6 protein-coding genes and 1 pseudogene are annotated in these 7,013 nt (G+C 72.9%); 6 read left to right on the forward strand and 1 reads right to left on the reverse strand.

Going from position 1 to position 7,013, the window contains the following annotated elements:
• Nucleotides 1–420: pseudogene (locus ACFW3D_RS10435) on the forward strand (hypothetical protein); the annotation flags it as partial.
• Nucleotides 421–580: 160 nt separating this feature from the next.
• On the opposite strand, the gene ACFW3D_RS10440 reads toward ACFW3D_RS10435, so the two are convergent.
• Nucleotides 581–1,633 carry an alpha/beta fold hydrolase gene (locus ACFW3D_RS10440; RefSeq protein ID WP_500503509.1) on the reverse strand — a complete coding sequence of 351 codons (1,053 nt, stop codon included), beginning with the start codon at nt 1,631–1,633 and terminating at the stop codon, nt 581–583.
• A 228-nt stretch (nt 1,634–1,861) separates the two neighbouring features.
• Here ACFW3D_RS10440 and ACFW3D_RS10445 point away from each other — a divergent pair, with 228 nt between their 5' ends.
• From ACFW3D_RS10445 to ACFW3D_RS10465, 5 genes are all read left to right on the forward strand, one after another.
• Nucleotides 1,862–2,086, forward strand: coding sequence for a hypothetical protein (locus ACFW3D_RS10445; protein WP_431959109.1), 225 nt, complete (start codon nt 1,862–1,864; stop codon nt 2,084–2,086).
• A 198-nt stretch (nt 2,087–2,284) separates the two neighbouring features.
• The gene (locus ACFW3D_RS10450; RefSeq protein ID WP_500503512.1) at nt 2,285–3,661 is read left to right on the forward strand and encodes an integrin alpha; all 1,377 of its coding nucleotides are present in this window, start codon (nt 2,285–2,287) and stop codon (nt 3,659–3,661) included.
• A 29-nt stretch (nt 3,662–3,690) separates the two neighbouring features.
• Nucleotides 3,691–5,157 carry an FG-GAP-like repeat-containing protein gene (locus ACFW3D_RS10455; RefSeq protein ID WP_500503514.1) on the forward strand — a complete coding sequence of 489 codons (1,467 nt, stop codon included), beginning with the start codon at nt 3,691–3,693 and terminating at the stop codon, nt 5,155–5,157.
• Nucleotides 5,158–5,634: 477 nt separating this feature from the next.
• On the forward strand, nt 5,635–6,081 hold the full coding sequence (locus ACFW3D_RS10460; protein WP_500503516.1) for a GntR family transcriptional regulator: 447 nt from the start codon (nt 5,635–5,637) through the stop codon (nt 6,079–6,081).
• 13 nt (nt 6,082–6,094) lie between these two features.
• The coding region (locus tag ACFW3D_RS10465) for an ABC transporter ATP-binding protein (protein ID WP_500503529.1) at nt 6,095–7,013 on the forward strand (919 nt) is incomplete at its 3' end.

The following is a 7,013-nucleotide window of genomic DNA, read 5'->3' on the forward strand; positions in this document are numbered from 1 at the left end:
AAGGCGGTCTCCGGGGCCACCGGGTCCGCGTACACGGTGCCGGCGTCGCTGCTGGGGAAGAAGCTCTCCCTGACGGTGACGGCCCGTCGCACCGGCCATCTCGACGGGACCGTGACGACGTCCGCGGTCACGGTCGCCAAGGGGGCCGCCCCGAAGGCCACCAAGGCGCCGGCGATATCGGGTACCGCCAAGGTCGGCCGCACGCTCACCGCGTCGCACGGGACGTGGACGCCGGCACCGGCCTCGTACCGCTACCAGTGGTACGCGAGCGGCAAGGCGATCAGCGGCGCCACCAAGTCGAAGCTGGTCCTGAAGTCCGCCCAGCGCGGAAAGAAGATCACCGTCAAGGTGACCGCCGTGCGCGGCGGTCACAGCAGCGGTGTCGCGACCAGCAGGGCGACGGCGGCGGTCGCGCGCTGACCGGGCACGCGGGCGGCCGGGACACGGCCGCCCGCGTGCCCGGCCCGGTGCCGGGCCGCCGCCGCGACGGCGACGAACCCGCGACGTCCGACCACCCCGGGCAGCCCGCGCGTGGCAGGGCCCCCGCGCCCGGCCACGGGCGCCGCCCCCAAGGGCCCGGTCAGAGCCGCCCGACGTCCATCACGGCCTGCGCGAAGGCCGCGGGGGCCTCCTGCGGCACGTTGTGCCCGATGCCCTGCAGCGTGCGGTGCGCGTACTTCCCGGTGAACTTGGCCCGGTAGGCCGAGCCGTCGCCCGGCGGGGTGAACGGATCGACCGCCCCGTCGAGGGTGATCGTGGGCACGGCGATGACGGGCCCGCGGGCGAGCCGCGCCTCGATGTCGGCGTGGCGCGGGTCACCCTCCGTCAGGCCCAGCCGCCAGCGGTAGTTGCCGATGACGATGGGGACGTAGTCCGGGTTGTCGAAGGCCGTCGCGGTGCGCTCGAACGTGGCGTCGTCGAAGCCCCAGGTCGGGGAGTTGAACTTCCACACCAGCCGGGCCAGGTCGTCCCGGTAGCGCTCCAGCCCCTTACGGCCGCGCTCTGTCGCGAAGTAGTACTGGTACCACCACGCCCATTCCGTCTTCGGCGGCAACGGCTGCTTGTTCGCCTCGCGGTTGGTGATCAGGTAGCCGGTCACCGAGACCAGCCCCCTGACCCGCTCCGGCCACAGCGCGGCGATGATGTCCGCCGTCCGCGACCCCCAGTCGAAGCCGGCGAGGACCGCCTTCTTGATCCCCAGGGCGTCCATGAGCGCGACGATGTCCAGGGCGAACGCCGCCTGCTGCGGATCGCGCGGCGTCGAGCGGGACAGGAAGCGCGTCGTCCCGTGGCCGCGCAGGTAGGGCACGACCACCCGGTAGCCCTTCGCGGCCAGCAGGGGTGCGACGGCGACGTAGCTGTGGATGTCGTACGGCCAGCCGTGGAGCAGGATCACCGCGGGTCCGTCGGCCGGTCCGGCCTCGGCGTAGCCGACGTCCAGCACCCCGGCCCTCACCTGCTTCAGCGGGCCGAACGCCGCGGCGTCGCGGGGCCGTTCCTTGCCGGGGGCCATGGGCGGCGCCGGCTTGTTCTCGTCGGGCCCGGTCGTCGCGCACCCCGTGGCGATCCCGGCCAGTGTGGCCGCGACCGCTCCCGTGCCGACGATCGTGCCGAAAGTCCGCCTGTCGATCATCCTTGGCCTTCCGTGGGATACGGGCGCGGGCACTGGAGTAGGCCATGCCCCCTGCTGTGCCGCCCGCGTCACCGGACCGGCAAATGTCATCCCCATGGCACAGGCCCCGGCGGTCGCGGTGAGGGCCGGACGGGTGAAGTCGGCGGCGCGGCGCAACCGGCGGGCGGCGCGCGGCTGTCCTGCACGGCGAGTCCGGTCGACACCGTCCGAGATCCGAGAGGAAACCCCATGAGCCTTCTCGATACTCCGCAGCAGTCACTGGGTGGCGTCCCCCTGGGGGCCCACCTGGCCGCCGTCGACGCGCGCTGGGTCGAGCTCCACGCCGCGCTCATCGCGGCCGGGGTGCCTCCGCTCCCGGGGGACAGCGACGCCGTGCACACCATCGCCCGGCAGCTCGACGACGCCACGGTCAGTTCCGTCGTCGCCTGGATCGACAGCGCGGCCTCCCGCTGAGCCGCGGTACCGGTCGGCAGCCCTCCGCCGGCCGGTACCGACGGGGGCCGTCACGTGTCCGGCCCGGCCTCCGAGGACTCCGGGTGAACTCCAGGGGAAGTCCGTACAACCATTTCGTGCGTCCGTGCGTCATGTCGCTGTCACCGGCGTCTTCTCCCCCTGGAGTCCAGCACGATGCACCGATCCCTCAGACACCCTTTGTCCGCTGTCGTCGTATCGGTCCTCGGCGGGGCACTGGTCGCCGTCCCCTCGTCCGCCCGGGCCGCGTCGGGCGTGGCGGGCGACATCAACCACGACGGTTACCGGGACCTCGTGATCTCCGCCCCCGACGCCACGGTCGCGGGACGGGCGGGGGCGGGGGCGGTGGTGATCCTCTACGGCTCTGCCGGCGGGTTCGGGAAGCGCGCCGTGCTGACCCAGGACTCCGCGGGCATACCCGGCTCCGCCGAGGCCGGCGACCACTTCGGGGCCTCGGCGGCGGTGCACGACGTGGACCTGAACGGCTACAGCGACCTGGTCATCGGTGCGCCGGGTGAGGAAGTGTCGGGTGACATCGGGGGCGGGTTGGTGACCTTCGTCCACGGATCGTCCACGACGCCGGGCAAGGCATTCACGGTCGGGGACCCCTCGCCCTACGAGCACGACGCGTGGGGCCGGACACTGGCCGTCGGCACCTTCGACGGCTACACCGACAACGGGCGGCCCGTCATCGCCGTGGGCGCGAACGACAACGGGGTCTACTACATGCCCGCGACGGCCGGCGGCTCCTGGCTGGGCGGCGTCGGCGTCAACTTCAACCCCAAGTACGCGATCACGAGCCTGGTCACGGCCGCCGACGACACCCTCGTCGTCTCCGGTCGCGGCCAGAGCACGGACACCTGGGGCTCCGACGGTGAGGGGAGCTTCGTGCGGACCCTCGTCCACTCGGGCCAGTACACCGACGAGCAGGCCGGTGGACTCGTGACGGCCGTGGGCGACCTCAACGGCGACGGCCAGGCCGATCTGGTGAGCGGGAACCCCTTCGAACCCGGTGCGGACCCCCACGGAGCGCTCGGCGGCAAGGTCACCGTCACCTACGGCGGCGGTGTCACCGGTGGCTCCGGGGCCACCGTCGTGATCGACCAGAACACCGCGGGCATCCCCGGGGTGTCGGAGGCGGGCGACCGCTTCGGCGCCGCGCTGTCCATCGGCGACACCGACAAGGACGGCTACGCCGACCTCGTCATCGGCAGCCCCGGGGAGGACGGCGCGTCCGGCGCCGTCACGGTGATCCGGGGCGGCGCCGGCGGACTGGTCACGACGGCCGCGCGCGGCGTCTCCCAGAACACCGCGGGTGTCCCGGGCAGTTCCGAAGCGGGTGACGCGTTCGGCAGCTCGGTGCTGCTCAGGGACTGCACCAAGGACGGCGCGGCCGACCTGGTGGTCGGCGGTCCCGGTGAGGACGGCGGCGACGGCGCGATGTGGCTCCTGCGGGGGGCGGTCCCGTCACAGGCGCTCGGCATCACCGCGGCGGGCGCGGGTCTGTCCACCTCCGGCACCCCGCACTTCGGTTCCGTCTCGACCAGCAGCCGATGACCGGCCCTTCCCAGGAGATTCCCGAGACCATGCGCAGAAGCATCGCTCCGACCGTCCTGCTGACCAGCGCCACGGCCCTCGTCATCGCACTGACCGCACCCACGGCGACGGCGGCCCCGCAGCCGTACAAGGGTGCCAACACCGCCCGCGTCCAGGACGACTTCAACGGCGACGGATATCGGGACGTCGCCGTGGGCGCCCCCGTCGCGAAGGTCGGCAAGGCCGACGGCGCCGGTGCCGTGGTCGTCCTGTACGGCTCGTCGTCCGGCGTCAGCACCACCCGCAAGAAGGTGATCACCCAGGACACGAGCGGAGTGCCCGGCACCGCCGAGCCGGGCGACGGCTTCGGGACCTCCGTCGAGACCGCGGACCTGGACCGGGACGGCTATGCCGATCTGCTCATCGGCTCCCCCTGGGAGTCCATCGGCACCATGCAGGGCTACGGCAGCATCACCGTGCTCTGGGGCGGGGCCGGCGGGCTCACCGGCGGTGCCACCCTCGCCCCGCCGACCGGGCTCAACGAGTGGGGCAGCTACTCCGCCGTCATCAAGGCCGCGGACGTGACCGGTGACGGATACCCCGACGTCGGCACCGGCAGCATCAACGGTGCGATCTCCTTCACCGGCCCGTTCACCCGCACCGGGGCGTACGCGGGCCGCCGGATCCTCCCGCCCTTCGGCACCACCCGGGGGCTCACCACGGGGGACCTCGACGGTGACGGGGTGGCGGAGCGGATCTGGCTGCCCGGACCGGTGGGCGGGAACCTCAACGGCGACGTCTGGATCGAGGACCGGACCGGCGGGATCCACCAGCTGCCCGGTGCGAGCGGCATGGTCGGCGTCGTGGCGGACGTCGACAAGGACGGTTACGGCGACCTGGTCCTGGGGCGGCCCTGGGACTCCGCGTTCAGCTCCACCCCCGGGGGTGTGGCGCACACCGGCGGCGAGATCAACGTCTGGTACGGGAGCGCCCAGGGCGTCGACCCGGAGCAGACGCCCACCGTCATCCACCAGGACACGGCCGGTGTGCCGGGCGGCGGGGAGAAGGCCGACTTGTTCGGCCAGTCGCTGAGCGCCGGCGACGTGAACGGCGACGGCTACGAGGACGTGCTGGTCGGCGAGCCCGGTGAGGCCATCGGTTCCCGCTCGCAGGCCGGGCAGAGCGTGCTGCTGCGTGGCTCCGCCGCCGGGCTGACCGGCGCCGGTGCGACGGGCTACCAGCAGGACACCGCCGGCGTGCCGGGGGGAGCAGAGGCCGACGACCAGTTCGGCGCGGCGGTCCACCTGGCCGACGTGAACCGCGACGGGAAGGCCGACATGCTGACGGGCATACCGGGCGAGGACGACCTGGGCGCCCTGTGGGTCACCCGCAGCGGCTCCTCGGGACCGGTGATCAGCGGCTCTACCAACGTCTCCGGCAAGTCCGCCGGGATCACCGTCGGCTACGAGGAGGCCCTTTTCGGCTACACGATGAACGGGGCACGCAACGGTCTCTGAGCGTCTGTCCTTCGCGTCCTTCGCCCCGCCGGGAAACCCGGCGGGGCGATCGCGTTCTCGCCCGGATCAGCGGGCGTTCCGGCGGTGGATGCCGGCGACCCTGCGGGAGTCGTGCAGCGAGGCACCGAACCGCGGATGACCCACCGGGCCCGTGCCGGCCCCTTCGCCCCGCGGCCGGACCGCTCCCGGCGCCGTCGATGGCCACGGACCCCTGTGCGACGGTCCGGGTCTGTTCCGACGGGCCCTGCCGGCGGTGGGTGACGACGACCCCGCCGCCCGGTCGGACCGGTGAAACGGGCCCGGCCCCGGCCCCGGTGGACGCCGGGGCGATGCCGTCGAGGCCGCCGCCGTGGAAGTCACTTCTCACCTGTCGCCCTCGCCGTCGCCGGCGATGATCGCGCCCGCCTCGTGAGGCCTTCGTTTGACACTTCCGGGGCTTCTCTCCCATCATCATTCCACTAATCGAGTAGCTAAAGGGTGTTGAAGCTCGTGGAGTTCCGCATCGACAGGCGCAGCGGGATCGCCGCCTACCAGCAGATCGTGCAGCAGACCAAGCAGGCCCTTCGGCTGGGCGTCCTGATGCCGGGGGACCGGCTGCCCACCGCCAAGGAGGTCGCCGAGACCAGCGCCGTCAATCCGAACACCACGCTCAAGGCCTACCGCGAACTGGAACGCGAGGGGCTGGTCGAGCCGAGGCCCGGCCTCGGCACCTTCATCCGCCGCTCACTGGCCCGCCCCCAGGCGGGCGCCGACTCCCCGTTGCGCGGGGAACTGGAGGCGTGGATGACCCGGGCCCAGGAGGCGGGCCTGGAACGGGAGGACGTCGCCGCGCTGGTCGCGGCGGTCCTGGAGGAGCGGTACGCCGGCACCACGGCGGCCGACGGAACACCGGAAGGTCGGGAGAAGAGGATGACCAGTGCGTGACGCCACGGATGCCATGGACATGGGCGGCCCGGTGGAGGAGTCGGCGATCGAGGCTCATGGGGTGGGCCGTAGGTACCGGCGGGGGTGGGCCCTGCGGGATTGTTCGTTCCGGTTGCCGGCCGGGCGGATCTGCGGGCTGGTGGGGCCCAACGGTGCGGGCAAGACGACGCTGATGTCGATCGCCGCGAACCTGCTGGAGCCGACGGAGGGCACGCTGACGGTGTTCGGCGCGGTGCCGCAGTCCGCGGAGGCCGGCCGCCGCACGGCGTTCCTGGCCCAGGAGAAGCCGCTGTTCCGCCGTTTCACGGTGGCCGAGACGCTGCGTCTGGGCCGTGAGCTGAACCCGGGCTGGGACCAGCGGGCCGCGGAGCAGATCGTCCGCGCGGGCAATGTGCCGATGGAGGCGAGGATCGGCACCCTCTCGGGCGGGCAGCGCACCCGGGTCGCGTTCGCGCTGGCCTTCGGCAAGCGGCCCGACCTGCTGCTGCTGGACGAGCCGATGTCGGACCTGGACCCGCTGGTGCGGCACGAGCTGATGAGCACCCTGATGGCCGAGGCCGCCGAGCACGGCACCACGGTGCTGATGTCCTCCCACATGCTCAGCGAGCTGGAGAGCGTCTGCGACTTCCTGCTGGTGATCTCGACCGGCGGGCTGCGCATGGCCGGTGACGTGGACGAGATCCGCAGCGCCCACGTGCTGCTGCAGGGTGTCGCCAGCGGTGAGGGCGGGGGGCTGCCCGCGGAGCTGGCCGGGCACACGGTGGTGGAGTACCGCACCAGCGGGCGGCAGGCCACCGCCCTGATCCGTCCGGACGGTCCGGTGAGCAGCCAGTGGCAGTCCCACACCCCGCAGTTGGAGGAACTCCTGCTCGCCTACCTGCGCTCGCCCCAGGCGCCGCCGCTGATCAGTCCGGTCGCCCAGATCCCGGGCC

Source organism: Streptomyces sp. NPDC058864 (genome assembly GCF_042742985.1).
GTDB lineage: Bacteria > Actinomycetota > Actinomycetes > Streptomycetales > Streptomycetaceae > Actinacidiphila.

Coding starts and splice junctions, on each gene's coding strand:
- ACFW3D_RS10440 (WP_500503509.1), bottom strand. CDS start 1,633: ATGATCGACAGGCGGACTTTCGGCACGATCGTCGGCACGGGAGCGGTC.
- ACFW3D_RS10445 (WP_431959109.1), top strand. CDS start 1,862: ATGAGCCTTCTCGATACTCCGCAGCAGTCACTGGGTGGCGTCCCCCTG.
- ACFW3D_RS10455 (WP_500503514.1), top strand. CDS start 3,691: ATGCGCAGAAGCATCGCTCCGACCGTCCTGCTGACCAGCGCCACGGCC.